The following is a 24,359-nucleotide window of genomic DNA, read 5'->3' on the forward strand; positions in this document are numbered from 1 at the left end:
GATTATCGCGTTACCACCCTAGTTGCAGGCAAAAAAAAGCCTACCACCTTATTTACATAACGGCTTAGCACCGTCTTTTCCCTTTTGAATACAATTCAATCGAAAAAAGATGCTCTAGGGGCGTAATTCGCGATCATCTATGTGCTGATTTTCACCGACCATCAGCTCTCTAAAACAGGGAAATGATCACTACTTCTCCCTTTCCACGCTCAATTATTCATATACTTTTCTTTATACCATCATTTATATAGGCGTGTCAAATAGAGGTAGGATTTCTCTCCTTGCCAATCCTTTACAACGTTGCAAAGAGTATCGTAATAAGAGAAAGAATTGGAACCCCAACTAATAACGATACATGAAACACAATGGATAAATCATTTCCAATCGTAGCCTCCACAGGATCCTTCGCCGGAGAACCAAGAAATCCGATTAATCGATCGAAGCGACTTACCGTTTTTGGAAAATCCGGTATTTCTATATGGTCACTATCTAAATGCTGCTGTAATTTATATTCATTTTTAAAGGGATTTTCGTTCAATTTCATCCACCTCCAGCAATTGTTTCAATTTCTTTATCCCGTTATGGAGTCTCGATTTCACTGTTCCAATCGGAATGTTTAATATCTCCGCAATCTCTTTTTGCTGCATGTCATGATAATAAGAAAGAATCAAGACCGCTCGCTGTTCTTCAGGAACTTTCAAAATTGCTTCTCTTACTGTGAGCCGATCTTCGTGAGAAAATTCTTTTTCCTGAATCGGCACTAAAAATGGCAAAAGCGTACGCCACTTTTTTCTTCTATTTAATTTATTAATCATAAGACGATAACCAATTTGAAATAAATACGTTTTTATTTTTCCTTTCTCAAGTTCATACATATGTTTCTTACGCTCTAACGTCAAAAATGTATCTTGCACAAGATCGATACTTAACTGTTCATCTCGGTTAAAGCGATACAAAAATGTATATAGCGCTGGTTTAATTAAAACATATAGTTTTTCCCCAGCCTCCTTATCCCCACTTTGGTACGCAAGCATGAGCTCCTCCTCAATCCCAATCTGCGCCATTTTTTTTGATCTCCTTTATTCCTTTTAACGTTAATGAAATACGGGAAATTAAATATGCACTTGCGACAATGACCCATGCTTGTGACTGATGCGTAAAAAATTGAACATATGGGTTTTGAATCGTAAATCCACTAAAAACGAAAATATTTAACGCCAGCACACATATACATGCATACACTGCAAGACAGACCGAAATTGTATCAAATACATTCCACCGAAAATATATTTTTGTTTTTGTAAAATCAATTTTATTTCCATTTTTTCGTACAATATACTTCTTATCCAACGGAATAATGATTGAAAAAATAACAATCATTATAATCCCAACTGTAATCATTGAAACTTTAAAGCCAATTGGCATCGGTAATAACAGACCACAAGAAAATACAACGATAATTCCAATTAAAGCAAAAGTAAGAAGTAACTTATTAGACATATAAAAAGCCTCCCTCATCTATTCTTTCATAAATGTATACAGACGAGGAAGGCAATGCGTTCAAATATTATTTTATTTTTTTAATAATTTTTGCAGGATTCCCACCAACTACTACATTATCAGGCACATCTTTCGTTACAACGGCGCCAGATGCGATAACCGCGTTGTGTCCAATTGTTACACCTGGATTAATAATTGCTCTTCCGCCAATCCATACGTTATCGCCAATTGTAACTGGCTTTCCATATTCTGATCCGCTTATGCGCTCTACTGGATCAAGCGGGTGTGTTGCTGTATAAATGTGAACACCTGGAGCTAACATACAGTTCACTCCAATTGTTACTGGGCATACGTCTAAAATTGTACAGTCAAAATTCGCGTAAAAATTTTCACCAACATGAATGTTATAGCCATAATCACATCTAAAAGAAGATTCAAGATGAATGTTATCTCCAGTCGTTCCGAATAATTCTTTTACGATTTCGCTACGCTCTTTTAATTGCACTTCTGGCGTATCATTTAATTTTCTCGTTAATATACGAGCTTGCTCCCTCTCTTGTACTAAAACTGGATCAGCCGGTATGTACATTTCTCCTAGTATCATCTTTTCCTTTTCTGTTTTCATCATACTATCCCCTTCAACTTATGTATATAAGTTAATAATAACATAAAAAAAGGTCTGAACGTTGTTTCGTTCAGACCCTTCTCTCTTAATCTTCCATCGTTGATAAGTCACCTGTTGGTAAGTTTAACTCCCACGCTTTTAATACGCGACGCATAATTTTACCACTTCTCGTTTTCGGTAATTTATCTCTAAATTCAATTTGTCTTGGCGCTGCATGAGCTGCTAGGCCTTTCTTTACAAATTGACGAATCTCTTCTTTTAATTCATCAGATGGTTCGTATCCTGCTCGAAGCGCGATAAATGCTTTAATGATTTCTCCGCGCACTGGATCAGGAATACCAATTACACCAGCCTCTGCAACAGCCGCATGCTCAATTAATTTGCTTTCTACTTCAAACGGTCCAACGCGCTCACCTGACGTCATAATTACATCATCAATACGTCCTTGGAACCAGAAGTATCCATCCTCGTCCATATATGCAGAGTCACCTGATACGTACCAATCTCCCGGCATAAAGTAAGACTCATACTTTTGCTTGTTATTCCAGATTCCGCGCATCATTGCCGGCCACCCTTTACCGATTGCTAAGTTACCCATTGTGTATGGAGGCACTTCATTTCCTTCATTATCAACAATCGCTGCTTTCACGCCTGGAATTGGTTTACCCATTGAACCTGGACGGATTTCCATACAAGGGTAGTTACAAATAACTTGTCCACCTGTTTCTGTCATCCACCACGTATCATGAATACGAAGTCCAAATGCGTTCATACCCCAGCGAATTACTTCTGGATTTAACGGTTCACCAACACTTAATACGTGACGAACTTGTGATAAATCATATTTTTTAATTGCGTCTTGTCCAGCTCCCATTAACATACGGAACGCTGTTGGTGCACTATACCAAACTGTTACACCGTAATCTTGCAGTGCTTCATACCACGCTTCTGGACTAAAGCGGCCACCTAAAATAACATTTGATGCTCCGACTAACCACGGTGCGAAAATACCGTAAGCCGTTCCCGTTACCCAGCCCGGGTCAGCTGTACACCAATATACATCATCTTCTTTTAAATCTAATACCCATTTCGCTGTTTGATAATGCTGAACCATTGCGTTTTGTGCATGAAGGACACCTTTTGGTTTACCAGTAGAGCCAGATGTGTAATGAAGGATTAAACCATCTTCACGGCCTAACCATTCGATATGTAATTCTTTTGAAGCTTGTTCAAATAAAGGATTGAACGCTACCAGTTTACCGCCCTCTTCTGCATTGTCTCCAACAAGAAAGACTGTTTTTAAAGCTGGTAAATCATTTAATGGTATGCGCTCTAACAATTCAGGCGTTGTAATTAACACCTTTGCTTCGCTATCTTCTAAACGATCGCGAACTGCACCTTCCATAAATGCTTCAAATAGCGGTCCAACAATTGCTCCTAATTTCACTGCACCAAGAAGTGCAAAATATAATTCTGGAGAACGCGGCATAAAAATAAAAACGCGATCGCCTTTTTCAACATCGCCATAATTTTTCAGGACATTTCCTGCTTTATTAGAAAAATCCTTCATTTCCTTAAATGTATATTTCTCTTTTCGCGATCCATCTTGATAATAAAGGGCTACTTTATTTTTACGATCGGATTTCGCATGCTTATCAATTGCTTCATACGCCATATTTACTCGGCCTGTCTCATTCCAAGTAAAATTTTTATTAACCTCTTCCCAGTTAAAATTCGCGTATGCCTCATCATAATTCGGCAAATTATTTTCTCCTTTAATGACAGGAAGCGTTTCTACTTTCATACTTTACATCCCCCTCCTATGTATTCTATTATCTATTATAATGATATTATTTAAAATTTTCAGTATATTTGTTGATTTTTAGACAAATTTTTAATGACAAAATTCGATTCACATCGCATATATTATAAAGTACGATATTAATAGATTCACAAACCCTCAAGGTGGTGAGCAATACATTGATCCATAAAAAAATATATAATGCTAGAAATTTAAAAACGGCGAAAGGAACTTTAATTATTGAAGGTCCTGTCTCTACACATAATCTTGAAATGTATGAATTTCATCCAGATTTAGTTGCGTTTCGCCCTGCCGAGCAGCAATATAAAGCAATTGTCGAAATTTCTAAATTACCAGAAGCTCGTCTCATTATTGCTAGACATGACCAAACGATCGTTGGATATGTTACATACTTATATCCTGATCCGCTCGAGCGATGGTCAGAAGGAAAGATTGAAAACTTAATTGAACTCGGGGCAATCGAAGTTGTCCCAGCCTTTCGCGGGTGCTCTGTCGGAAAAAACTTATTAGAAGTTTCAATGATGGACGACCATATGGAAGATTACATTATATTGACGACCGAATATTATTGGCACTGGGATTTAAAACAAACAGGCTTAAATGTTTGGGAATACCGAAAAGTAATGGAAAAGATGATGAATGCCGGTGGTTTACAATGGATGGCTACAGATGATCCTGAAATTTGTTCACATCCTGCCAACTGTTTAATGGTTCGCATCGGAAAACGCATTGATACGGATTCTATTCAAGCGTTTGATCGTCTACGTTTTCACAATCGTTTTATGTACTAATAAAGGGGGCAACTGGAATGATTGTAGAAGAAATTATGAATCAAAATGTAGTGACACTACATCCAAACGATACAATTGAAACAGCGATCCGAACAATACGTACAAAAGGCATTCGGCACATTCCAATTGTCGATCAAAATAATCACGTCGTAGGCATTATTTCTGATCGGGATGTAAGAGATGCAAGTCCGTCTATTTTAGATGAACAAGTTTCACTCGATATGCTGAAGCAACCGCTCGAACTCATTATGAAACATCCTGTTATGACTTGTCATCCTCTCGATTTCGTTGAGGAAATTGCTACTTTATTTTTTGAAAATAAAATTGGCTGTCTTCCTGTTACAAAGGCTGGAAAGTTAATTGGCATCATTTCTGAATCTACAGTACTGCACACGTTAGTGAAATTAACAGGAGCACATCAACCAAGTTCACAAATCGAAATTCAAGTAAAAAACGAACCTGGTATTCTCGGAAAAGTAGTTGCTATTTTTAGTGATTTACAAATAAATATCGTAAGTGTTCTCGTCTATCCAGCAAAAGATGAGAATGATAAAGTACTCGTTTTCCGCATTCAAACGATGAATCCTCTAAAAGTGATTGATGCACTTGAAGCAGAAGGATACCGCGTCTTATGGCCAAATATTATGGGGATGCAAGCATGAGTAGCGCGTTTATTTATTCGGATGACTTTCGGGGCTATTCGTTTAGCCCTGATCATCCTTTTAACCAACTGCGCGTCACACTTACGTATGATTTATTGCAAAAGGGCGGTTTTATCTCTCCCTCCCAAATTATCTCACCACGGATGGCTACAGATGAAGAGATTGCCTACGTTCATACAGAGGAATACATAAATGCGGTCAAACGTGCTGGAGAAGGTAAGCTAGAAACATCAATTGCGATGACATATGGGCTTGGAACAGAAGATACACCGATGTTTCCAAATATGCACGAAGCAAGTGCATTACTCGTTGGCGGTACGTTAACTGCTGTCGATGCTGTTCTTTCCGGGAAAGTAAAACACGCGCTTAATTTAGGCGGTGGCTTACATCACGGCTTCCGTGGCAAGGCATCTGGCTTTTGTATTTATAACGATAGTTCCATCGCAATGAAATATATTCAGAAGAAATACGGTTTACGTGTTTTATATATTGATACAGATGCTCATCACGGTGATGGTGTACAGTGGTCTTTTTACGACGATCCTAACGTATGCACCATTTCACTACATGAAACTGGGCGTTATTTATTCCCTGGAACTGGCGCTGTAAATGAACGCGGACAAGGTAATGGCTATAGTTATTCTTTTAACGTTCCACTCGATGCTTTTACAGAAGACGAATCGTTTTTAGATTCCTATCGAACTGTCGTAAAAGAAGTTGCCGCCTACTTTAAACCGGATATTATTTTAACGCAAAATGGCGCTGACGCACATTATTACGACCCACTTACACACCTTTGCGCAACGATGAATATTTATCGTGAAATACCGAAGCTCGCTCGCGAAATCGCTAACGAATATTGCGAAGGTCGCTGGATTGCTGTCGGCGGCGGTGGCTACGACCACTGGCGCGTCGTCCCAAGAGCTTGGGCACTCATTTGGCTCGAAATGAACAACATCCAAAACATCTCAGGTTATCTCCCTCCAGAATGGATTGACGCTTGGAAAGGACAAGCCGAAACAGAACTTCCCCTCACATGGGAAGACCCAGACAACATGTATAAACCTATCCCCCGTAAGCCAGAAATTGAAGAAAAGAATGCATTAACTGTAGCGAAATCCCTTGAAATCATTCGGAATAATATGACAAAATCTTTGTACTAAACGAAAAGGAGGCTCGTTTTCAAATGGCCTCCTTTTATTTATTGTCGGTTTCTGTCGGTAAGTCGATATATTTTATTTAAGAATTAGCTGGTTCAACTTTTATAAGAAAAGGTCGTGATATTATGTGGAAGCAACAAATGATTCACACGAAACGTGGCATATTTGAACTCTTTACAAAAGGAAATGGCGAACCACTTTGTATTACACATCACTATTCACAATTTAATGAAACTGGTGATTACTTTGCGGATGTTTTCACTGCTACGCATCGTGTATTCCTCATTAATTTACGAAACGCTGGTAACTCAGCAAAAGCCAATTCAGAAAAAGAATTAAGTATGATTGAAACAGTTCACGACTTAGAAGCAATACGAGAAGCTCTACAACTTCCAACATGGCACTTCGCTGGCCATTCAACAGGTGGTATGCTTGGACTTTTATATGCAATTACATATCCAAGTTCCTTACAATCATTAGCCTTGGCCGGAGCTGCAGCAAGTAACTATACCGAAACACCATTTTGCATTTATCACCCAGTACATCCACAGTTTCATTATATGCAACAACTCATCGAAAACTTAAAAAGCCCTCACCTTACAAATAAAGAAAGAAAAGAATTATCTACTAAGAGATCAAAATTATCATTGTATAAACCCGAAAACTATAACTCTTACTTTAATAAACCAATCCAAAAAACAATGTCCGCTAGCCGGATGAATGCTTTCACCAATGAATATCCTTCATTTGATGTAAGAGAGCATTTACCTTCCATCCAAACAAAGACACTTATTATATGCGGAAGACATGATGTACAGTGCCCAATTCAGTATTCTATTGAGATGCATGATGGCATACGCAATTCTATCTTTGTGATATTTGAGGAGAGTAACCATTATCCTTTTTTAGAAGAATCTGCTCAGTTTACTTCTACTACTCAAACATTTTATAAATCATTACGCCAGTACCGTTATTATTAAGAAAATCTATACAATGACAAAAAGCTCAAAGTCTCTATATGACCATGAGCTTACTTTTCAAAAGAAATATTTCACACTAGAAACAACAAAAAGAAGAACAAAAAAATCATTAAACCTACATCAAGTAATACTGCCTTTTTATCTCCTTCTTTTATACTCATCATAAAATTAGAAATTATTTTAATTCCAAAAAAGACCATCATAAATACCCCACCGAAATGATCATTCGTAGAATCTTCATCATAAAACATTTGTATTGCACCAATAATTAATAAAATAAGTACGATATTGGTTCCAATCTTTAAAGCCTTGTTTGATTTATTATCTTTTAATGTATCTCCCAAAATGTAGCACGCCCTCTCATGCTCTCCTATGTTTTATCTCTCTTTATATTTTAACACAAATTACCTATTATTCCCTTTTTGTTCGAATAACATAAAAAACCTGCCAATTACTCGGCAGGTACATTACACGTTAAAGCGATAACCAGCTCCCCATACTGTTTCAATATATTGCGGGTGAGCAGGATCTCTTTCGATTTTTTCACGTAGCTTTCTAATGTGAACAACGACAGTGGCTAAATCGCCAGCTGAGTCTAGTCCCCAAATACGTTCAAATAACTGTTCTTTATTTAATACTTGGTTTGGATGCGTTACAAAGAATGTTAATAAATCAAATTCCTTCGTTGTGAACGCGATTTCTTCATTGTTTATAAAAACTTTTCTCGCTCGCTGATCAATAGAAATTCCGTGAATATATAAAATATCGCGTTGCTTACTTACATTTCCTGATAATCTTTCATAACGAGAAATATGTGCTTTTACCCTTGCAACTAATTCACTTGGACTAAATGGTTTCGTTATATAATCATCCGCTCCTAAACCGAGTCCGCGGATTTTATCTATATCTTCCTTCTTTGCTGAAACAAGTAAAATCGGAATATCTTTTATAGCACGTATTTGTTTACAAATTTCGAAACCGTTCATTTTCGGAAGCATAATATCTAAAATAATTAAGTCATAATCTTCCTGAAGAGCCATTTGTAGACCTATTTCTCCTGAATACTCTACATCGACTTGAAAATCACTAATTTCTAAATAATCTCGCTGTAATTCTGCAATACTTATTTCATCTTCTACTAGTAAAATCCTCTTCATTCTACTCACCACATTCCTGTACTTTTTTCAAGGAAAAGAAAATACTTGTACCTTCCCCAAGCTTACTTTCCGCCCAAATTCTCCCGCCATGTTCTTCAACAATTTGCTTCGCGATTGCTAAGCCAAGTCCACTTCCACCTGTACTAGAATTTCGCGATTGCTCTGCACGATAAAAACGTTCAAAAATGTAGGGAAGTGTATCCGATTCAATACCTGATCCGTTGTCCATCACTTTCACAATCACTTTATTATTATCATTCAATACTGTTACAGTAATTTTCTTCTCTTCTTTATCCATGTATTTCACACTATTATGAATTAAATTTGATATCACTCTATTTATCTTTTCGCAATCAGCCGTTACATATAGTGGTGATGCATGTAATTGTAAGTTAACTTCTATACCTTCCTTACTTAAATCCATCTGCATCTCTTCTATTAATTCTTGCATAAACATATTTAATTCAACCGTTTCAAACTGAAAGGGAACTCGATTCAAATCGAGCTTTGAAAATAAAAATAGTTCGTCAATGAGTGTATCCATATGTCTTGCTTTCGTATGAATAGTCGTTAAGTACTTATCCATTTTTTCTGGCGTATTCGCGACCCCGTCTTTTATGCCTTCTACATATCCAATAATAGATGTAATCGGTGTTTTTAAATCATGAGATATGTTTGAAATGAGCTCTTTTCGATTTTCTTCATACTGTGTTTGCATCTCTATCGAATCTTTTAATCTCTTCCTCATTTCCTCAAACCCTTGATTTAATTGTCCGATTTCATCGTGCGATGTAACTGTTATTTGAAAATCTAAATTTCCTTCTTTAATTTTCTCAGTCGCATCTTTCAATACCAAGATTGGTTTTATCACACTTCTTGAGACGAGATAACTTAATAATCCAATAAGTAAAATGGATAACAGTAAAAGTGATCCGAACAAAATCGGAAATAACTTTTGTATAAGATCGACAAATGAACTTTGCCTTTTTAATACAAATATACTCCCTTCTTCATCCCCAGGAAAATAAAAATCAAATTTTACATATCGATAAAATGTATCGCCTAATTCCGTTGTACCACGACTATTAATATTTGCTGATTCAAATTTTGGAAGAGCTTCTTTTAAAGGTACACTTTCAAATATTTTTGTAGCATAAGAAATGGCTTCTCCCTTTCTTACAACTATTTTCACACCTTCTTTTTCAAGTGATGAAACGAACGATTTATCTAATAGTTGTGATTGATTTTTCTTTGCCGCTAATTTCAATTCAATATACGTATTCTCTTCTTCTGGCGTAAGCGGCTTTTGAATATAGGAACTTTTATAGAAATTTTTCACTGATTCCAAGTCTCCTGTTATGGAAAAAACAATTAAAAATCCCGCGACTAATATGAGCGTGATGGAAACGAGAATAACAGCGATATAGGAGAATAAAAATCTTATTTTAATAGACATCATTTACATCCTCACTTTATCAAACCTTATTACTCATAAGCATAAAAATATATGTTCAAATACTCAAGCGATTTTATAGTAATTTTAGCGTCAGTTTATAAAAATTTAATGTTCTTCTTTTACAGTTGAAATGAGGAGGTTGAAATTCCATGTTCAAAAAAACATTAAGCATGATCTGTTGCGTAATTTTTTTGCAAGGATGCTCACAAGAACAAGAAGTTAAAAAGGAGATGACAAACATGGAGACAGCACTACTAGCAGCTACTGAAAAACGAGAAACGAATACTGTTATATCGTTACTCAAAAAAGGGGCTGACATAAATATAACGGATAATAAAGGACGTACCCCTCTTATGATTGCTACATACAAAAATGATATAAAAACCGCAAAAGCGCTTATTGAAGCAGGTGCTGACGTAAATATTCAAGATGATATAAAAAACAATCCCTTTCTATACGCCGGTGCGGAAGGTTACTTGGATATTTTAAAACTAACGATTGATGCTGGCGCAGATCCATCGCTTACGAATCGTTACGGCGGAACAGCTCTTATCCCCGCCTCAGAACATGGCTATATTGATGTTATTAAAGAACTCCTTACGCGAACAACTATTGATGTTAACCATGTAAATAATCTCGGATGGACCGCTTTAATGGAAGCCATCGTACTAAGTAACGGAAACCAAACACAGCAACAAGTCATTCAGCTTCTTATTGAGCACGATGCAGATGTAAATATTCCAGACAACGATGGTGTTACTCCGCTAGAGCATGCTCGCGCTCATAACTTTAAAGAGATAGAGAAGATTTTGTTAGAAGGACGTAAGTAAAAAGCTAATTTTTGCCTTCCTCCCCCGCCCTATGCTACATTTAACCCGTTACATCAATATTAATAGGGTGGGAATAAACATGAACAAACCTAAAATTGGGATGATTGGACTTGGAAGTATTGCGCAAAAAGCCTATCTTCCAACACTTACAAAAGAAACAGATTGGAATTTTGTAGGAGCGTTTACACCTAACGCAGAGAAAAGGAAACAAATTTGCCAACAATACCGCATGCAAGACTTCCATTCTATTGAAACGTTAGCTTCGGAATGTGATGCAATCTTCGTTCACAGTTCAACTGCTACACATTATGAAATCGTTTCTGAACTTCTGAAAAAAGGAATCGACGTTTATGTTGATAAACCGCTAGCAGCTACAGTAGAACAGGCTGAGAAACTAGTCGAGTTGAGCGAAAAGTATAATCGAAAGTTAATGGTCGGATTTAATCGCAGATTCGTTCCTATGTATGTCGCTGCAAAAGAGCAAGCTCATGATATTTCATGGATTCGAATTGAAAAACACCGCACAAATAAAGTTGGGCCATACACGTACGACTTTACTATGTTAGATGATTACTTACATATTGTAGATACTGCTCGCTGGTTAGCTAACGATGATCTTAACGCCGTTCATAATATGATGCAAACGAATGAAAAGAATGAACTTCTTTACGGACATCACACATATACAACGCCAAGTGGACTGTTACTTTCTACCGCGATGCATCGCCATGCCGGTACAAATTTAGAACAAATTGAACTTGTAACGAAGGGGAAAATCATTCGTGTAAAAAATATGAACACATTTGAAATTGAGCAGGAAAACTCCATTTCGCAAAGCGGTTCTCCATCATGGGATACAACGTTGAAACAGCGTGGTTTTGAAGATGCTGTTCATCATTTTATCGAATGTGTACACGGCGATACAAAGCCTGTTGTAGATGGATTAGAAGGATTAAAAACACAACAACTGTTGCAATCTCTACTGGAGAATGTAAATAAAAATTAAAACGGATACATTTTTCAGAATTTACTTTCATTCCCATTTCCCCTTTATTTCTGGCGCAAATTTCTATAGAATATGTTGATAGGAATTATAAATTTCATAATGAATCGTGGAAAGGATGGGATTAACACATGTGGAACGAGTTTAAAAAATTCGCATTCAAAGGAAATGTAATCGATTTAGCTGTCGGGGTTGTAATCGGTGCTGCATTCGGTAAAATCGTTAGTTCTTTAGTAAAAGATATCATCACACCATTACTTGGTATGGTATTAGGTGGCGTTAACTTTACAGATTTAAAAATTACATTTGGTAAATCATCTATTATGTATGGTAACTTCATCCAAACTATTTTTGATTTCTTAATTATTGCAGCTGCTATCTTTATGTTTATTAAAGTATTCAACAAACTAACATCTAAAAGAGAAGAAGAAAAAGAGGAAGAAATTCCAGAACCAACAAAAGAAGAAGAGCTTCTTGGCGAAATTCGCGACTTATTAAAACAACAAAACTCTTCTAAAGATAGAGCATAATTGAACGGATAAAAAGGCATGCCCCTCGGGACATGCCTTTTCTATATGCTATAACGTTTCCGAATTCATATGAATAAATAAAATAATACCCGCAACCATAAGTACCATAATACTACCTGCAAATAGTGTAATGCCCATGAACATTAAACTCGTGCTCATGTCCACTGATACACTTTCAATAAAAATAGAAATTACATACGTGATAAGGGCAATTCCTGCAAGAATACTTCCTGGAACAAATCGCTTTAAGCCATTTTGTTTTAACGTCATATATGCAAAAATAGCAGTCATACAAAGCGTAATTATCCAAAGAACGATCATCTCTTTTCCCCCCTCACAAGCCTTTTCTTTCTATTATACATGACATTGCCCTATAATAGTTAAATTTGCACTTATGTGACATATAACAAGGAATAATACAATCTATAAAGAAGTCTTCCAAATAAGCTATAGACTAGGGAGGATTTCAATTGGAAGATGATATTGTAGGATACTTTAAACAAGTAGAGCGATATGATTATATTATAATTGACTTAAACAAAAAGTTTTTTTACATGGAAGTTGTACAAATAGAAACAAATGTGACTTTGCTAAAAATATCACTTCACTTAGACAAGGATGAAACCATTATTGCTGGAAATGTGAAACAATATGATCCTTCTAGATTAGAACATTTCATACAAAGTTTTAAACGGACTGCACAAACATGTCTTGAACATAATTTACGAAGTCCTGAAGAACTTTTTGCATTTTGGAAAGGAAATTGACCACTAGAAAAAATGGATGAATTTCATATATTTTAATATAATTACCATATACAAATATTATTTATAAGGGAGTGTTTCATAATGATTTGGATTTCACTAATCGTATTAGCCTATTTCATCATTCTCATCCCAATACAGTATAACTATATAAAGATGCTCAAGACAAAACAGAAAAAAATGAACATGTCACAAAACGAACTATACGACAACATGTCTTATGAAGAATCCCAAATACATTATCACTATCAAAGTAACGTATTTACAATACCTGCTTCGCTTGTCGCAAGTATTATTTATCGAGTGAAACATGCAGCATAATATGTACGCTGTAAAATTATTGTTTGAATCTGTTCATTCTGGTGAGCCTGATCCTACGAAAATTGATGAGCATTATGAAGAGAGTCACGATACACTTTTTGAAGAAAGTATTATTCTTGTTAAAGCAAACAGTATAGAGGAAGCTCATGAATTAGGTGAAAAGATAGCTATACACTCTGAAGAATCATACGATAATATGTACGGTGAGCAAGTAACGTGGACGTTTCGAAAAGTATTGCATGTGTTTGAATTAGACGATACACCATTTGAAACTGGAAAAGAATTGTACGCAAGATTTTTACACGTTAAGAAAAATGAAACGGTAGATACAGTAGTTAAAACATACTATCCTGAATACGAATAAAAGCTCACAGCGAATGCTGTGAGCTTTTGTATACTTACTTCGTTGAATTTCTAAATTGGATACGGTGAGGTAAGATTACAGTGTGATCTTCCACTTTTTCTTTGTTCATATACTTTGTTAATAGACGCATTGCTACTGCACCGATATCATACATTGGTTGTACAACTGTTGAAAGTTGTGGACGAACCATTAATGCAAGGCGTGTATTATCGAAACCAAGTACTTCTACATCAGTTGGTACGTTTAATCCAGCGTCTTGTGCTGCATGGATTACACCTAGTGCCATTTCGTCAGAAGATACGAAGATTGCTGTTGGCTTTTCATCACTGCTCCAAAGCTTTTCGAATGCTTCGATACCTGAATCATATGTGTAATCTCCATCGATTATAAGATTTTCATCATATGAAATACCTGCTTCTTCTAAAGCCTTTTTATAACCTTGTAACTTCTTCGCGCTGCCCGCTTTATCAATGAAAGGACCAGAGACGAAACCGATACGCTTATGTCCTTGCTCAATAAAGTGCTTCATTGCGTCGTAAGCTGCTTGTGTATAATCAATATTTACTGATGGCGTTTCATTTTGCTCATCAAATGACGCTGCTAATACGATTGGTACTGGAGACTTTTTGAATTCTTCAATGTGAATATCTGTAATATCTTCACCCATGAAAACAATTCCGTCCACTTGTTTTCCAAGCATCGTATTTAATAAATGGAACTCTTTCTCTTTGTTTTGGTCAGAGTTACTTAAAATGATGTTATATTTGTACATTGTTGCGATATCTTCAATTCCACGAGCAAGTTCTGCATAAAACGTATTTGAGATATCAGGAATAATAACACCTACTGTAGTTGTCTTCTTACTTGCTAGTCCACGTGCTACCGCATTTGGGCGGTATCCTAAACGATCAATTGCTTCTAATACTTTCTTTCTTGTTGTAGGCTTTACATTTGGGTTACCGTTCACAACGCGTGATACGGTAGCCATTGAAACGTTCGCTTCGCGCGCTACATCATAGATTGTTACGTTCATCTCATCGCACACTCCTTCTATTTTTGTTATCTATTTTTATGTATCGGTTACTTGAATGAAAAAAAGACATCAACTCTATTTGCAGATGCCACCAATCGTCCCGAGTTCTTCCTTTTACTAATGATACGATAAAAACGCAGGCTCATACAATATTTTCCCGCAAAAGTTTCGAAAAAATTCGCTTCTTTTCTCGTATTTTCGTATTTTTTATGAAAAAAAGGGCATTTTTTGTAAAAATATAGATATTCAATACGTAGAAACCTTATTTTAAGCAATACGATAGTAAATGAAATTTATATCGGCGATTTTCAAATATATTGACTGCAACTCGAAATATATCAGCGATTTTTCAATTATATCGATCACAACTCCAATTATATCAGCGATTTTTTAAATATATCGACTTACCGACAGAAACCGACAATGGTAGTCATTTGATGCGCTGAATTTGGAGGTACGCGGCGCCCTGTAGAATGCGTTATATCGGCAACGACAGGTAAATGTGTTTCTTCCTTTAAAATCAGCGCAGCGGATATAGGAAGCGTATTACGCGGCGCTCCTTCCCATCATACCTTTTCACTTACAATAAAAAAGACAGTGTAAACACTGTCTTTTTTATAAGAAGGAAACAAACGGTTTATCGCTGTTTTTCTCTTTTATAATAATTGCCTCGATTTTACTCTCGGACTTAATCTGCAATTGTACTTTTGCATCTTTAGGTAGTTTTTCTAACATACTTTGAGCAGCCAGTTGGGTAAGAGCCATTAATTCTGTTTTACCGTTATATTTAATAACAATATTCATATTTAATGTATCCATTTGATTTTTCTTATAAGAAACCTTAGCATTTACTGGGATAAAATCTCCAGTAGAAAAACCTTTCATTGCCTCAGCAAAGTTAGTTATTTTTGTATTATCTTCTCCATGTGCTTTTGTAAATTCATCAGAAGGATATGAAAACGCTTGTTCATCGATCGTGCTCCAATTTCCAAGGTTCGTATCATTCTTTTGAACGGTAGCACTAGCAATATATGTACCATTTTTTAAAGAACTTGTACTTTCTTGCTTAAAGATAGCAAACGTAATTGGAGATTTATTATACTTGTCATTTTTATTAATAGCCTCAGTAAGTTGCTTAGCAACTTCAGCACCTTTAGACATTGCTTCTTCATTCGATACAGTTGACGACATTGCCAACCCGATCACAACGCCAGATAAACTTAATTCATTTGAATTCTGCTTCCCGAAATAGTCTTGTTCTATAATATTTGTCAAAACGGGTGCTTTTACTTTTGCTACTAGTTCATCAACTAACTTATCAGGAATATATTGATTTAATTGTAGTACATGATTTTCTGTATCAAATTGCTCTTTTGCAATATTCATTAAACCATTTTCATACTCTGCTAAATCTAATTTAGAATTTGTTGTTATATTAGCTGTATTTATAACCTTTTGTTCCTTTAAAGGAATTACAGTTCTATAATAATCTTTAGAAACAGCAGTTCTCGGAATCATACTTTTTTCTTTCGTATCCTTCTGTATAACTTCATCCTTCTTACTAATCGTATTATTACTACAAGCTCCTAGTAATAAACTTACAACCGCGAAGGATAATGCCATTTTCTTCATTACTTAAAACCTACTTTCAACAATCTAGTTATTTAATTTGAACTATTAACAGTGTACCATTAAATATATTTCAACAAAAACAAAAAAAGAAGCAAGCACCTTTAGCTTGCTTCTTTTTACTTAACATTCTCTTCTAAAGCGTCTTTTTTAATGTTCCAATGAGACGTATTCCATACTACCATCCCATCTTTTATGTATAGCACTTGCGGAGATTCATGTTTAATGCTGTACTGTTCTGCAACACGATTCGAAACATCTCTCGCATCTTGTACGTATAAGTAATACGCTGGCACCGCTCTTTCTTCACTACAATACGCTTGAAATTCTGTATAGGCACCATGACTAATCGGGCATGTCGTACTATGTTTAAAAAGAACATACGGCTCGTTTTTTTCTACTAATACTTCAAGCTCTTCAATTGTTTCAACTTTTGTCATATTCATCACGATTCACCTCTCATACGAAGTCTAGAGCGCTTTTCTTTTTTTTCAGCTTTTTTCTCAAGTCTCTCTAATTTACGCTCTTCTTTTTCAACCTTTTTCTCTTGTCTTGTCGCACGATAATGATTGTATACTTCAATTGCTGCGCTACTCCACTGTACAACTTGCGCTACTTTATCTGCATTATTTTCAATTTCGTCCGTAACAGAATCTGATACATTACGAAGTTTCGTATTTAAAGAATGGATTGTCGTTCCAATTCCATCTACACCCGATACTACTTTATTTAATGATTGTGATTTCTGTTGAATGTCATCAGCTAACGCATTTGTTTTATGTAATAATTGCTCCGTCTCTACGCTAATCCCTTGCATTTGCTTTTCCAAACCTTCTAATGTGCTTGCAACGTTTTCTAACGTCTTCTGAACCGATAACAACGTTCTGCATACATACACTACTAATACAGCGAAAGCAACCGCGATAATAGCCGCACTTACATATAAAAGAACTTGCATTTCATCACTTCCTTTATCTTTTTCATACTTTCTCCTATTATACAATCATTTTCCGTTTCGTTCTAATCCCTATCTTTTCATTAGAATTTTCATACTTATTCGTTAACTTTAACATAAATGATTCAACAAATTCCACTAAGTAGGTTACAATAGGAGAGGATACATAATTAGTAGGGAGGCTTTACATATGAAAGATCCACGCATTGAAAAGTTAGCATACAATTTAATTAACTACTCTATTCGCTTACAAAAAGGCGAAAAAGTATTAATTGAAAACTTTGGCTTACAAAAAGAACTTGTAACTGCACTTGTAAAAGAAGCATATGCAGCTGGTGGTTTCCCATTCGTTTCTTTAAAAGATCATCAAGTAGATCGCTCTTTATTAATGGGTGCTACTGAAGAACATTTCGAACAAATCGCTGCGTATGAAGCAAGCGTAATGAAAGATATGGACGCTTATATCGGCCTTCGCTCTGGCGATAACATTAACGAACAAGCTGACGTACCAAGTGAAAGAATGCAAATTCACGGTCAAACAGTTGGTAAGAAAGTTCATAGAGACATCCGCGTTCCGAAAACACGCTGGGTTGTTCTTCGCTACCCAAATGCTTCTATGGCGCAGCTTGCTAAAATGAGCACAGAAGCTTTCGAAGACTTCTACTTCGAAGTTTGTAACTTAGACTACGGTAAAATGGATAAGGCGATGGATAGCCTTGTTACATTAATGAATAAAACAGATAAAGTTCGCTTAACTGGTCCTGGAACTGACTTAACATTCTCTATTAAAGACATTCCAGCTATTAAATGCTCAGGTCATTTAAATATTCCAGACGGTGAAGTATACTCTGCACCAGTTCGCGATTCTGTTAACGGTACAGTTTCTTACAATACACCATCTCCTTACAACGGTTATACATTTGAGAATGTACAACTTAAGTTTGAGAATGGTCAAATCGTTGAAGCAACTGCAAACGATACAGAGCGCATTAACAAAATCTTCGATACAGACGAAGGCGCACGCTTCGTTGGTGAGTTCGCAATCGGCGTAAATCCATACATCTTACATCCAATGGGAGATATCCTATTCGATGAAAAAATCGATGGCAGCTTCCACTTCACTCCTGGACAAGCTTACGACGATGCATGGAACGGCAACAACTCGAACATCCACTGGGATTTAGTATGCATCCAGCGCCCTGAATACGGCGGCGGCGAAATTTACTTCGACGACGTACTGATCCGTAAAGACGGACGCTTCGTTGTATCTGAACTAGAAGCTTTAAACCCAGAGAACTTAAAATAATGAAAAACGCTCGGAATTTTCTCCGAGCGTTTTTCATTTCTTACCTACCATTTCTATTTTCACATTTGGGTTCTCTTTCTCGATAAGCGCCAAGAATTCATTCACATCTTGCGGCATCGCAACCATATGTACTTTGTATGCATTCGTCGTAATTTCAAGATACTTTCCAACTTGACGAACAACTCTAATATCTTTTAATACAACATCGTCATTCAAAATGCCGTACTTCAATACACCATTTTCTACTTTATGCTTTTTAATAAATACTTCCCAAACGAGTGGCACATTTACAAGGAAGCATAAACCCATTCCAATTAACGCTGACATCCACTGTTCTTTATTTGCGAAAAGCATGACAAGTGGATATACGAACATAAAAACTAACGTGAAACAAACGAAAATTACTACCGACTTACTTCTTTGAATCGGAAAGTTCATACCTACACCCCCCAACCTAAATTATACCACTTTTTCCATTTTAGTCATAAAAAAGGCCATTTCTGAATGACCTTCTCACACGATATACCTATAGAATTTCTTATCTACCTGTAACACTGGAAAACTTTTTGGCAACTCGTCTATACTCACACTTTGGAAATTATTCTTTTCATAAAAACGATGCGCTGCTAAAAATTTCACTGTCGTTCCTAAGTAAATATCTTTCAGCTTTTTATTCTCAGCCCACGAAATTGCTGTTTGGAGCAACTTATGTGATGCGCCCCACTCTTTTCCGCGAAGTTCTTTTTTTACGAACATTTTCCTTAGCGCTACTTGATCGTTCCCAATATCTAATAAAGCTACTGTTCCAACTACTTTCCCATCATAAGTTGCAACCCAAAAGTTTCCATAATCCCTTTGATAGAACGTTTCTATTTCAAGTAAGTCTGGCTGCTCTTCTTTCGTAATGGGAACATTGTACTCTTTTTGCTGAATATGAACGATAAGATCTACTACTTCATCTTGAAACGTACTTTCATACGGAATAATGCGTATCTTCTCGTTCATCGAATCTCCTTCCATTCTGAAGCTAGTAAACTATATACAGCGATATCGTGAAAATGATCGTATAGCCACTCTTCATCTCTTAAAATACCATCTAGCTTAAATCCTAAACGCTCTGGAATAGCGCGGCTTTTCACATTCTCAACACCGCATCTAATTTCCATTTTATTTAATTTTAAATTCTCAAATGCATAGTAAATTACAGCCTTCACACTACGCGTCATAATGCCTTTCCCGCCAGCATCTTCTGCAAGGTAATATCCGAGACTCGCCGCTTTCTTCCCCCAACTTACCGGATGAATGCCTACCATCCCAACGAGCTTTCCTTTATAACGTATACCACTTTCAAAACCGTCTCCCTCTGCAAACTTCTTTAACCACATCGGACAAATTTCATCATACGCACCAGCAGATTTCATCCCATCTACCCAAGGGAGCCATCTTCGTAAATGATTACGGTTTTGGTCTATTAATTGATATAGTTCCTCTTTATGATGCTTCTCTAATAACTGTAATTCGATTTCGTCATCTACTCGAAGTGTGAACATGCTTTTTAGCCCCTTTTATTTTTCTTATTATTCTAACACTTACAGATGAAAAATGTTAAATATTCACACTTTTTTCGGTTTGATATAAGAACAACAACTATATATGATTGATATCTAGATATGAATCATATATAGTTAAAGTATGGAAAAAAATGATAATTTTATAATTCAATTACGTAAAGGTGTTTTTGATCTCGCTATTTTATCTTTAATACGTAAACAACCTATGTACGGATACGAAATTACAAGTGCATTACAAGATATCCCTGTGTTTCATATCCCAAACGGTTCGATTTACCCTATATTAAATCGAATCACGAAAAACAATTGGGCTATTTCCTATTGGGAAGAGTCTGGTGATGGCCCAAAAAGAAAATACTATCGCATTACAGACGAAGGGAGAGAAATTTTAAATAGTCGCTTACATGATTATGATGCAGTGTATCATGCTCTAATGTTACTAGCTAAAGGAGAGGATAAAAAATGAACAAAGAACAATTCTTTTCAAATGAACTCATTACTTCTTTCTTACATGATCTTCATAAAGGTTTAATGAACTTACCTGCGTCAGCAAGAGAACAACATGTGCTAGAGATCAAATCGGATTTATATGAAAATGCATTAAGTAAAGAAAGTGAAGGGATACCATTAGCAAGCATCCCTTCACAAGTCATTGAAGAATTTCTTCCTCCAAAAGAATTAGCAAAGGAAATTGCAGTAGAATATACAGATGCTATTCAAAATGTACAGCAATCTACAAATACATTTATTAAATATTATTCTGGCCTATCTATCGGTCCACTTGGCGCTCTATCAGTGCCTATTGTACTAGGCTTCATCAACATTTCAGCTAATTTGCCATTTGTACTAGCTTTTATAGCAAGTAACATTTGGTTTATCTGTAGAGAAAACCATTGGAATACAGATTTATTAAAATACTTTAAAACAATAATTTCCATTAGCTCAAGGCTTTTAATCGCTCTTCCGTTTACTTTTTTCGCCATTCGAATTATGATAACAAAACAATTCGATATGTTTTCATTCTATTATTTAATTGGATATGTACTTTTTAGTTCAATTTATATCGTTTTGTTAAAACAACTCTACAAAAAGAATAAACAATACCAACATATCAACGCCTTTTAAAATATATTGAACACAACAAAAAGACGCACAGCCACAGCTATGCGTCTTTTCTATTATTTCTCTGCAACTTGAACTTCTTTTACGTAAGCTGCTTCGAATTTTTGGATGTCTCCTGCGCCCATGAAAATTAGAACGCCGTTTTTGTGTTTCTTTAATACATCCGTTGTTGTATCTGTAATTAGTTCTGCACCATCAATACGCTTTTGCAGATCTTCGATTGTTAATTCACCTTTGTTTTCGCGTGCTGATCCGAAAATATCACATAAGTATACTTGGTCAGCTTTGCTTAGACTTTCAGCGAACTCATCTAAAAATTTTTCTGTACGTGAGAATGTATGTGGCTGGAATACAGCGACAACTTCACGCTCTGGGTGTTTTTGACGAGCTGCTTCAATCGTTGCATTAATTTCTGTCGGATGGTGTGCGTAGTCATCGATAATAACTTGCTCTCCCATTGGCTTTTCATTAAAGCGACGTTTTACGCCTTCAAAAGTTGTTAGCTGATGCTTAACTGCTTCTACATCAACGTTTTCATAATGGCAAAGCGCGATTACTGCTAATGCATTTAATACGCTGTGATTGCCGTATCCTGTAATTTTGAACGTGTCATAGTACGTATTACGAACGAATACATCGAAAATAGTACCATCTGTTCTCTTTTGAATGTTACGTGCTTGGAAATCATTATCTTCTCCAAATCCATAGAAAATAACAGGTACTTTCGCTTGAATTTTTTGAAGTTCTTCATCATCTCCACATGCAATAATGCCCTTTTTCACTTGCAATGCCATCTCTTGGAATGCATTGAATACATCATTGATATCTGAGAAATAATCTGGATGATCAAAATCAATGTTTGTCATAATCGCATAGTCTGGATTGTAAGACAAGAAATGACGACGATACTCACAAGCTTCAAATACAAAATACTTACTATTTTCTACCCCATGCCCTGTTCCATCTCCAATAAGGTAAGATGTAGGGTGTGCACCTTGCATTACATGGGCTAACAAACCAGTTGTTGATGTTTTTCCATGTGCACCAGTTACAGCAACACTTGTGTATTGGTTCATAAGGTCACCTAAGAAGTGATGGTAACGATGTACCGGGATGTTTAATTCTTTTGCTGCTACGATTTCTTCATGCGTATCAGGAAACGCATTTCCTGCAATAATCACTTGTCCTTCTTTTACATTATTTTTATCAAAAGGAAGGATCGAGATATTACGCTTTTCCAACGCTGTTTGTGTAAAGAAACGCTTTTCATAATCAGACCCTTGAACAGTATGCTTCATGTCATGAAGAATTTGAGCTAATGAACTCATTCCTGTTCCTTTAATTCCTACAAAATGGTAAACTGTCATCTTAAAGAACCTCCAACATTTCGAACTAATACAACGGCCTATCTATAAGACAGTATATGAATCTTTTCTTATTTTGGTAATCATCATACATTTTTGATGTAGTGAAGTTTTTCTTTCCCTTCACTTATCAGGATAAACTCGTACGTACTTCTTTTTATGTCCATAACAAATCCATTATAGCAAAAAAGAAGCCGCTATACTATGATAACAGAAAAACTGATAGGGTCAATCACCTATCAGTTTTTCTCTCTTTTACATATCTTCTCTTTTTTCTAATTGAACACGCTCTAAACGTGGGTTTGGACGATATTTACGACCAGCTTTCGCTTCTGGTTTTCCATTTAATTCTACGTTATCACCAGTAAAGCCAATATTCATTTTTAATAAACTACTTCCTACTCCGTATATATCAACAGGTACGTTTTGAGCTTCAAATTCACGAATACGCTTCTCATCAAATCCACCAGTTACAACGATGTCTACATGCTGGAATCCTTCTTCATCAAGTGCTTTACGAAGTGCGAATACAAGCGATGGGTTTACACCACGTGGATCGAATGTTCCAAGTACTTCTGGGTGGCGAATGAAGTATTGATCAATCATCGTGCGCGACGTATCTACACGTACACCTTTTAATGTTGATCCAAATTCACGCGCTACGCGAAGTGCATCTGTAATGACATCATTGTTGTAATCAATTAATACAACTAATTCATCTTCTGGGAATTTCTTATGATATGCTTTTGCCGCTTCCACAACATCACCATTAAACATTTGAATTAATGCGTGAGGCATTGTCCCCATACCACTCTTGCCCCACCATTCATTCATCGCATGCGTCGCTTGTGCGCTCATACCTCCGATGTATGCTGCATAACCGTCACCAGCTTGTTGTGTATAATGATCGTCACGATCTCCCATGAAAATAACTGGTTTTTCTTTATCTACGCTACGTGCAGCTTGGACAACGTTATATACGTTTGTCGCAACTGATGTACGACGTGCTAAAATTCCATCAATGACACCTTCTAAAAAACCAAAATTTTCATAAGGACCATGAATTGTTAACACTGTTTCAAACGGACTAATATTATCGCCATCTTTTAAAGAGTTAATTTCAAGTTCCTCAGGATTTTTGGCGAATGTTTGTAGCAACGCAATCACTTCATCTGTTCCGCAAAGAACTGCATTTTCCTTTTGGAAAAATTGCATCGTCACAACACTTTTCGGGCGAAATTCTTCAATGATTTCTCTAGTCTTTAAAAAGTAAACGGCAGAGAACCATCCTTCTCCAACACGTTCGTCAAATTTAAATGTTCTATTTGTTAGTCTATTTATTTCACCTTTTAATTTTAATTCAATTTCTTTCATGTCGCTTTACTCCCTACTTTACTATCCAACATTTTCTATT

Annotated in this window: 31 protein-coding genes, 1 pseudogene and 1 other annotated feature (1 of these 33 only partly in view); of the genes and pseudogenes, 13 read left to right on the forward strand and 19 right to left on the reverse strand. The window is 36.1% G+C overall.

Going from position 1 to position 24,359, the window contains the following annotated elements; all coding sequences use genetic code 11:
• Positions 1-215 (reverse strand) — a binding site (T-box leader) (it extends 15 nt beyond the left edge of the window).
• Between the two features lie 77 nt (positions 216-292).
• From KZZ19_RS22765 to acsA, 5 genes are all read right to left on the reverse strand, one after another.
• A complete protein-coding gene (locus tag KZZ19_RS22765; protein ID WP_237981720.1) occupies positions 293-538 on the reverse strand; it encodes a hypothetical protein in 246 nt (81 codons plus the stop codon).
• Positions 519-1,064: an RNA polymerase sigma factor gene (locus tag KZZ19_RS22770; RefSeq protein WP_088098009.1), complete on the reverse strand. Its 546-nt coding sequence runs from the start codon at positions 1,062-1,064 to the stop codon at positions 519-521. The genes KZZ19_RS22765 and KZZ19_RS22770 overlap by 20 nt, the downstream gene beginning before the upstream one ends.
• Positions 1,045-1,500 carry a hypothetical protein gene (locus KZZ19_RS22775; protein WP_000066445.1) on the reverse strand — a complete coding sequence of 152 codons (456 nt, stop codon included), beginning with the start codon at positions 1,498-1,500 and terminating at the stop codon, positions 1,045-1,047. Before KZZ19_RS22775 ends, KZZ19_RS22770 begins: the two co-directional genes overlap by 20 nt.
• Positions 1,501-1,567: 67 nt before the next feature.
• Entirely contained in the window at positions 1,568-2,128 is a 561-nt protein-coding gene (locus tag KZZ19_RS22780) for a maltose acetyltransferase domain-containing protein (RefSeq protein ID WP_322349766.1), read from the reverse strand.
• Positions 2,129-2,210: 82 nt separating this feature from the next.
• On the reverse strand, positions 2,211-3,929 hold the full coding sequence (acsA, locus tag KZZ19_RS22785) for an acetate--CoA ligase (protein ID WP_237981722.1): 1,719 nt from the start codon (positions 3,927-3,929) through the stop codon (positions 2,211-2,213).
• A gap of 176 nt (positions 3,930-4,105) precedes the next feature.
• Here acsA and acuA point away from each other — a divergent pair, with 176 nt between their 5' ends.
• From acuA to KZZ19_RS22805, 4 genes are all read left to right on the forward strand, one after another.
• On the forward strand, positions 4,106-4,738 hold the full coding sequence (gene acuA / locus KZZ19_RS22790) for an acetoin utilization protein acetyltransferase AcuA (protein ID WP_088098011.1): 633 nt from the start codon (positions 4,106-4,108) through the stop codon (positions 4,736-4,738).
• A gap of 17 nt (positions 4,739-4,755) precedes the next feature.
• Positions 4,756-5,400, forward strand: coding sequence for an acetoin utilization AcuB family protein (locus KZZ19_RS22795; protein WP_088098012.1), 645 nt, complete (start codon positions 4,756-4,758; stop codon positions 5,398-5,400).
• Positions 5,397-6,563, forward strand: a complete 1,167-nt coding sequence (acuC, locus tag KZZ19_RS22800) for an acetoin utilization protein AcuC (RefSeq protein WP_098342866.1) — start codon at positions 5,397-5,399, stop codon at positions 6,561-6,563. Before KZZ19_RS22795 ends, acuC begins: the two co-directional genes overlap by 4 nt.
• A 101-nt stretch (positions 6,564-6,664) precedes the next feature.
• On the forward strand, positions 6,665-7,540 hold the full coding sequence (locus KZZ19_RS22805) for an alpha/beta fold hydrolase (protein ID WP_237981736.1): 876 nt from the start codon (positions 6,665-6,667) through the stop codon (positions 7,538-7,540).
• A gap of 71 nt (positions 7,541-7,611) precedes the next feature.
• Here KZZ19_RS22805 and KZZ19_RS22810 read toward each other — a convergent pair whose 3' ends face one another.
• The 3 genes from KZZ19_RS22810 to KZZ19_RS22820 form a co-directional block, all read right to left on the reverse strand.
• The gene (locus KZZ19_RS22810) at positions 7,612-7,884 is read right to left on the reverse strand and encodes a hypothetical protein (protein ID WP_237981723.1); all 273 of its coding nucleotides are present in this window, start codon (positions 7,882-7,884) and stop codon (positions 7,612-7,614) included.
• Between the two features lie 123 nt (positions 7,885-8,007).
• Positions 8,008-8,697 carry a response regulator transcription factor gene (locus KZZ19_RS22815; RefSeq protein ID WP_237981724.1) on the reverse strand — a complete coding sequence of 230 codons (690 nt, stop codon included), beginning with the start codon at positions 8,695-8,697 and terminating at the stop codon, positions 8,008-8,010.
• A 1-nt stretch (position 8,698) separates the two neighbouring features.
• Positions 8,699-10,153 (reverse strand): sensor histidine kinase, encoded by a 1,455-nt coding sequence (locus tag KZZ19_RS22820; RefSeq protein ID WP_237981725.1) that lies wholly within the window; start codon positions 10,151-10,153, stop codon positions 8,699-8,701.
• A 149-nt stretch (positions 10,154-10,302) separates the two neighbouring features.
• Here KZZ19_RS22820 and KZZ19_RS22825 point away from each other — a divergent pair, with 149 nt between their 5' ends.
• From KZZ19_RS22825 to mscL, 3 genes are all read left to right on the forward strand, one after another.
• Positions 10,303-10,983: an ankyrin repeat domain-containing protein gene (locus KZZ19_RS22825; protein ID WP_237981726.1), complete on the forward strand. Its 681-nt coding sequence runs from the start codon at positions 10,303-10,305 to the stop codon at positions 10,981-10,983.
• Positions 10,984-11,062: 79 nt separating this feature from the next.
• On the forward strand, positions 11,063-11,989 hold the full coding sequence (locus KZZ19_RS22830; RefSeq protein WP_237981727.1) for a Gfo/Idh/MocA family protein: 927 nt from the start codon (positions 11,063-11,065) through the stop codon (positions 11,987-11,989).
• A gap of 128 nt (positions 11,990-12,117) precedes the next feature.
• Complete coding sequence (mscL, locus tag KZZ19_RS22835) at positions 12,118-12,516, forward strand: large-conductance mechanosensitive channel protein MscL (RefSeq protein ID WP_088098020.1); 399 nt, start codon at positions 12,118-12,120, stop codon at positions 12,514-12,516.
• 48 nt (positions 12,517-12,564) lie between these two features.
• Here mscL and KZZ19_RS22840 read toward each other — a convergent pair whose 3' ends face one another.
• Complete coding sequence (locus tag KZZ19_RS22840; protein WP_000636592.1) at positions 12,565-12,837, reverse strand: DUF3917 domain-containing protein; 273 nt, start codon at positions 12,835-12,837, stop codon at positions 12,565-12,567.
• A gap of 149 nt (positions 12,838-12,986) precedes the next feature.
• Here KZZ19_RS22840 and dhp61 point away from each other — a divergent pair, with 149 nt between their 5' ends.
• The 3 genes from dhp61 (at position 12,987) to KZZ19_RS22855 (ending at position 13,965) form a co-directional block, all read left to right on the forward strand.
• Positions 12,987-13,283 (forward strand): protein Dhp61, encoded by a 297-nt coding sequence (dhp61, locus tag KZZ19_RS22845; RefSeq protein WP_237981728.1) that lies wholly within the window; start codon positions 12,987-12,989, stop codon positions 13,281-13,283.
• Between the two features lie 81 nt (positions 13,284-13,364).
• Complete coding sequence (locus KZZ19_RS22850; protein ID WP_237981729.1) at positions 13,365-13,601, forward strand: DUF3949 domain-containing protein; 237 nt, start codon at positions 13,365-13,367, stop codon at positions 13,599-13,601.
• Between the two features lies 1 nt (position 13,602).
• Entirely contained in the window at positions 13,603-13,965 is a 363-nt protein-coding gene (locus KZZ19_RS22855) for a DUF4288 domain-containing protein (protein ID WP_237981737.1), read from the forward strand.
• A 34-nt stretch (positions 13,966-13,999) separates the two neighbouring features.
• Here the strand turns inward: KZZ19_RS22855 and ccpA are convergent, their stop codons facing one another.
• The 5 genes and pseudogenes from ccpA to KZZ19_RS22880 all read right to left on the reverse strand — a co-directional run bounded on the left by ccpA (position 14,000) and on the right by KZZ19_RS22880 (position 17,585).
• Positions 14,000-14,998 (reverse strand): catabolite control protein A, encoded by a 999-nt coding sequence (ccpA, locus tag KZZ19_RS22860; protein ID WP_097865075.1) that lies wholly within the window; start codon positions 14,996-14,998, stop codon positions 14,000-14,002.
• A gap of 458 nt (positions 14,999-15,456) precedes the next feature.
• Positions 15,457-15,564, reverse strand: a pseudogene (locus KZZ19_RS22865) (bifunctional 3-deoxy-7-phosphoheptulonate synthase/chorismate mutase); the annotation flags it as partial.
• Between the two features lie 49 nt (positions 15,565-15,613).
• Complete coding sequence (locus KZZ19_RS22870) at positions 15,614-16,630, reverse strand: CamS family sex pheromone protein (protein ID WP_237981730.1); 1,017 nt, start codon at positions 16,628-16,630, stop codon at positions 15,614-15,616.
• Positions 16,631-16,746: 116 nt separating this feature from the next.
• Positions 16,747-17,073: a bacillithiol system redox-active protein YtxJ gene (gene ytxJ / locus KZZ19_RS22875; protein ID WP_073516751.1), complete on the reverse strand. Its 327-nt coding sequence runs from the start codon at positions 17,071-17,073 to the stop codon at positions 16,747-16,749.
• The gene (locus tag KZZ19_RS22880; protein ID WP_001197725.1) at positions 17,073-17,585 is read right to left on the reverse strand and encodes a DUF948 domain-containing protein; all 513 of its coding nucleotides are present in this window, start codon (positions 17,583-17,585) and stop codon (positions 17,073-17,075) included. Before KZZ19_RS22880 ends, ytxJ begins: the two co-directional genes overlap by 1 nt.
• Positions 17,586-17,772: 187 nt before the next feature.
• On the opposite strand from KZZ19_RS22880, the gene KZZ19_RS22885 reads away from it, so the two are divergent.
• Positions 17,773-18,888 carry an aminopeptidase gene (locus tag KZZ19_RS22885; RefSeq protein WP_000654737.1) on the forward strand — a complete coding sequence of 372 codons (1,116 nt, stop codon included), beginning with the start codon at positions 17,773-17,775 and terminating at the stop codon, positions 18,886-18,888.
• Positions 18,889-18,921: 33 nt separating this feature from the next.
• On the opposite strand, the gene KZZ19_RS22890 is transcribed toward KZZ19_RS22885, so the two are convergent.
• The 3 genes from KZZ19_RS22890 to KZZ19_RS22900 all read right to left on the reverse strand — a co-directional run bounded on the left by KZZ19_RS22890 (position 18,922) and on the right by KZZ19_RS22900 (position 20,438).
• Positions 18,922-19,326 carry a PH domain-containing protein gene (locus tag KZZ19_RS22890; protein ID WP_237981731.1) on the reverse strand — a complete coding sequence of 135 codons (405 nt, stop codon included), beginning with the start codon at positions 19,324-19,326 and terminating at the stop codon, positions 18,922-18,924.
• Positions 19,327-19,401: 75 nt separating this feature from the next.
• Positions 19,402-19,893 carry a GNAT family N-acetyltransferase gene (locus KZZ19_RS22895; protein ID WP_237981732.1) on the reverse strand — a complete coding sequence of 164 codons (492 nt, stop codon included), beginning with the start codon at positions 19,891-19,893 and terminating at the stop codon, positions 19,402-19,404.
• The gene (locus tag KZZ19_RS22900) at positions 19,890-20,438 is read right to left on the reverse strand and encodes a GNAT family N-acetyltransferase (RefSeq protein WP_237981733.1); all 549 of its coding nucleotides are present in this window, start codon (positions 20,436-20,438) and stop codon (positions 19,890-19,892) included. The genes KZZ19_RS22895 and KZZ19_RS22900 overlap by 4 nt, the downstream gene beginning before the upstream one ends.
• Before the next feature lie 142 nt (positions 20,439-20,580).
• Here KZZ19_RS22900 and KZZ19_RS22905 point away from each other — a divergent pair, with 142 nt between their 5' ends.
• Complete coding sequence (locus tag KZZ19_RS22905) at positions 20,581-20,925, forward strand: PadR family transcriptional regulator (protein WP_237981734.1); 345 nt, start codon at positions 20,581-20,583, stop codon at positions 20,923-20,925.
• Complete coding sequence (locus KZZ19_RS22910) at positions 20,922-21,584, forward strand: HAAS signaling domain-containing protein (RefSeq protein WP_237981735.1); 663 nt, start codon at positions 20,922-20,924, stop codon at positions 21,582-21,584. The genes KZZ19_RS22905 and KZZ19_RS22910 overlap by 4 nt, the downstream gene beginning before the upstream one ends.
• Before the next feature lie 53 nt (positions 21,585-21,637).
• On the opposite strand, the gene murC is transcribed toward KZZ19_RS22910, so the two are convergent.
• Together murC and KZZ19_RS22920 are read right to left on the reverse strand one after the other, a co-directional pair.
• Complete coding sequence (gene murC / locus KZZ19_RS22915) at positions 21,638-22,948, reverse strand: UDP-N-acetylmuramate--L-alanine ligase (RefSeq protein WP_000219461.1); 1,311 nt, start codon at positions 22,946-22,948, stop codon at positions 21,638-21,640.
• Between the two features lie 252 nt (positions 22,949-23,200).
• Positions 23,201-24,319 (reverse strand): nicotinate phosphoribosyltransferase, encoded by a 1,119-nt coding sequence (locus KZZ19_RS22920; protein ID WP_087957220.1) that lies wholly within the window; start codon positions 24,317-24,319, stop codon positions 23,201-23,203.
• Positions 24,320-24,359 lie beyond the last annotated feature (40 nt).

This window comes from Bacillus thuringiensis (genome assembly GCF_022095615.2).
GTDB lineage: Bacteria > Bacillota > Bacilli > Bacillales > Bacillaceae_G > Bacillus_A > Bacillus_A cereus_AG.

Excerpts from the sequence above, each read along its gene's own strand:
- KZZ19_RS22770 (WP_088098009.1), bottom strand. The coding sequence starts at position 1,064 with ATGGCGCAGATTGGGATTGAGGAGGAGCTCATGCTTGCGTACCAAAGT.
- KZZ19_RS22775 (WP_000066445.1), bottom strand. The coding sequence starts at position 1,500 with ATGTCTAATAAGTTACTTCTTACTTTTGCTTTAATTGGAATTATCGTT.
- KZZ19_RS22780 (WP_322349766.1), bottom strand. The coding sequence starts at position 2,128 with ATGATGAAAACAGAAAAGGAAAAGATGATACTAGGAGAAATGTACATA.
- acsA (WP_237981722.1), bottom strand. The coding sequence starts at position 3,929 with ATGAAAGTAGAAACGCTTCCTGTCATTAAAGGAGAAAATAATTTGCCG.
- KZZ19_RS22795 (WP_088098012.1), top strand. The coding sequence starts at position 4,756 with ATGATTGTAGAAGAAATTATGAATCAAAATGTAGTGACACTACATCCA.
- acuC (WP_098342866.1), top strand. The coding sequence starts at position 5,397 with ATGAGTAGCGCGTTTATTTATTCGGATGACTTTCGGGGCTATTCGTTT.
- KZZ19_RS22815 (WP_237981724.1), bottom strand. The coding sequence starts at position 8,697 with ATGAAGAGGATTTTACTAGTAGAAGATGAAATAAGTATTGCAGAATTA.
- KZZ19_RS22820 (WP_237981725.1), bottom strand. The coding sequence starts at position 10,153 with ATGTCTATTAAAATAAGATTTTTATTCTCCTATATCGCTGTTATTCTC.
- KZZ19_RS22825 (WP_237981726.1), top strand. The coding sequence starts at position 10,303 with ATGTTCAAAAAAACATTAAGCATGATCTGTTGCGTAATTTTTTTGCAA.
- KZZ19_RS22830 (WP_237981727.1), top strand. The coding sequence starts at position 11,063 with ATGAACAAACCTAAAATTGGGATGATTGGACTTGGAAGTATTGCGCAA.
- mscL (WP_088098020.1), top strand. The coding sequence starts at position 12,118 with ATGTGGAACGAGTTTAAAAAATTCGCATTCAAAGGAAATGTAATCGAT.
- KZZ19_RS22840 (WP_000636592.1), bottom strand. The coding sequence starts at position 12,837 with ATGATCGTTCTTTGGATAATTACGCTTTGTATGACTGCTATTTTTGCA.
- KZZ19_RS22850 (WP_237981729.1), top strand. The coding sequence starts at position 13,365 with ATGATTTGGATTTCACTAATCGTATTAGCCTATTTCATCATTCTCATC.
- KZZ19_RS22855 (WP_237981737.1), top strand. The coding sequence starts at position 13,603 with ATGTACGCTGTAAAATTATTGTTTGAATCTGTTCATTCTGGTGAGCCT.
- ccpA (WP_097865075.1), bottom strand. The coding sequence starts at position 14,998 with ATGAACGTAACAATCTATGATGTAGCGCGCGAAGCGAACGTTTCAATG.
- KZZ19_RS22870 (WP_237981730.1), bottom strand. The coding sequence starts at position 16,630 with ATGAAGAAAATGGCATTATCCTTCGCGGTTGTAAGTTTATTACTAGGA.
- ytxJ (WP_073516751.1), bottom strand. The coding sequence starts at position 17,073 with ATGAATATGACAAAAGTTGAAACAATTGAAGAGCTTGAAGTATTAGTA.
- KZZ19_RS22880 (WP_001197725.1), bottom strand. The coding sequence starts at position 17,585 with ATGCAAGTTCTTTTATATGTAAGTGCGGCTATTATCGCGGTTGCTTTC.
- KZZ19_RS22885 (WP_000654737.1), top strand. The coding sequence starts at position 17,773 with ATGAAAGATCCACGCATTGAAAAGTTAGCATACAATTTAATTAACTAC.
- KZZ19_RS22890 (WP_237981731.1), bottom strand. The coding sequence starts at position 19,326 with ATGAACTTTCCGATTCAAAGAAGTAAGTCGGTAGTAATTTTCGTTTGT.
- KZZ19_RS22895 (WP_237981732.1), bottom strand. The coding sequence starts at position 19,893 with ATGAACGAGAAGATACGCATTATTCCGTATGAAAGTACGTTTCAAGAT.
- KZZ19_RS22900 (WP_237981733.1), bottom strand. The coding sequence starts at position 20,438 with ATGTTCACACTTCGAGTAGATGACGAAATCGAATTACAGTTATTAGAG.
- KZZ19_RS22905 (WP_237981734.1), top strand. The coding sequence starts at position 20,581 with ATGGAAAAAAATGATAATTTTATAATTCAATTACGTAAAGGTGTTTTT.
- KZZ19_RS22910 (WP_237981735.1), top strand. The coding sequence starts at position 20,922 with ATGAACAAAGAACAATTCTTTTCAAATGAACTCATTACTTCTTTCTTA.
- murC (WP_000219461.1), bottom strand. The coding sequence starts at position 22,948 with ATGACAGTTTACCATTTTGTAGGAATTAAAGGAACAGGAATGAGTTCA.
- KZZ19_RS22920 (WP_087957220.1), bottom strand. The coding sequence starts at position 24,319 with ATGAAAGAAATTGAATTAAAATTAAAAGGTGAAATAAATAGACTAACA.